Source organism: Kineococcus indalonis (genome assembly GCF_009906395.1).
In the GTDB taxonomy this organism is placed as follows: Bacteria; Actinomycetota; Actinomycetes; order Actinomycetales; family Kineococcaceae; genus Kineococcus; species Kineococcus indalonis.
On record NZ_JAAALM010000813.1, the window covers coordinates 1 to 1,184 of the forward strand.

The following is a 1,184-nucleotide window of genomic DNA, read 5'->3' on the forward strand; positions in this document are numbered from 1 at the left end:
GCCCCGGCCCCCCAGCACGCAGGATGCGCGTGGAGCGCACCCGACCACAGCAGGGGGACCCCGTGACGCTGCGCAGCATCGGCCTGGTCGTCCACGGCGGCAAGGAGGTGGCGCGCCGGACCGCGGCGCGGTTGCGCCGGTGGGCGGACGGGCGCGGCGTCCTGGTGGCCGAGTTCGACATGTGGGCCGGTGAGGGGGGCCGGGAGTCGGTGCGCGCCCAGGTGGACGCCGCGGAGCCGATGGACCTGGTGGTGACCGTCGGCGGTGACGGCACGTTCCTGCGGGGCGTGGCGGTGGCGCAGGTGGCGGACGTGCCGGTGCTGGGCGTGGACGTGGGGCGGGTGGGTTTCCTCACGGAGGTGCGCCCGGAGCAGCTGCTGGAGGCGCTGGCGCTGTTCGAGGCGGGGGAGGCGGTGCTGGAGCAGCGGCTGACGGTGACGGCGCGGGCGAGCCGGCCGCTGCGGATCCCCTCCGAGCTGGAGTCGCTGCTGCGCTACGGGCGTGGGCCGGTGCTGCCGCCGCCGGAGGTGCACCACGCCGACGCGGACGAGGTGGGCTGGGGCGTGGAGGTGGACCTGACGGCGCTGAACGACGTGGTGTTCGAGAAGCTCAGCCGGGACCGGCAGGCCAGCCTGGGCGTGTACGTGGGGCACCGGTTGTTCGCGTCGTACTCGGCGGACGCGGTGGTGGTCTCCACGCCGACGGGTTCCACGGCGTACTCGTTCGCGGCGGGCGGGCCGGTGGTGTCGCCGCGCGCGCAGGTGCTGGTGTTCACGCCGGTGGCGCCGCACATGGTCTTCGACCGCAGCTTCGTCGTGGCCGCCGACGAGGTGATCTCGGTGCGGGTGCTGGAGCACAGCGGGCGGGTGTCGATGTCGGTGGACGGGCAGATCCGCGCGGTGCTGGACCCGGGCGACTGGGTGGCGGTGCACGCCCGGCCGTGGAAGGTGCAGCTGCTGCGGTTGCGCCCGCCGGACTTCTACGGCCGGGTGCGCCGGCGCCTGGGCGTGACGGACTCCACCGCGGCGCTGGCGGACGGGCGGCTGGCGCCGCAGTACCTGCCGCAGGCCCCGCGCCCGGCGAGCATGGCGCACCTGCACCTGCCGGTGGTGGAACCGGAGGCGTGAGCGCGCCGCCCGCCCGGGCGGCGGGGGCCGCGGCGGGCGGCGCGGGCTCGGCGGGGG

The 1,184-nt window shown here is 76.7% G+C and carries 1 protein-coding gene; it reads left to right on the forward strand.

Annotation, left to right across the window (positions count from 1 at the left end):
- Window positions 1-62 precede the first annotated feature (62 nt).
- Window positions 63-1,127 (forward strand): NAD(+)/NADH kinase, encoded by a 1,065-nt coding sequence (locus tag GTR00_RS21290; RefSeq protein WP_166613499.1) that lies wholly within the window; start codon window positions 63-65, stop codon window positions 1,125-1,127.
- Window positions 1,128-1,184: the final 57 nt, after the last annotated feature.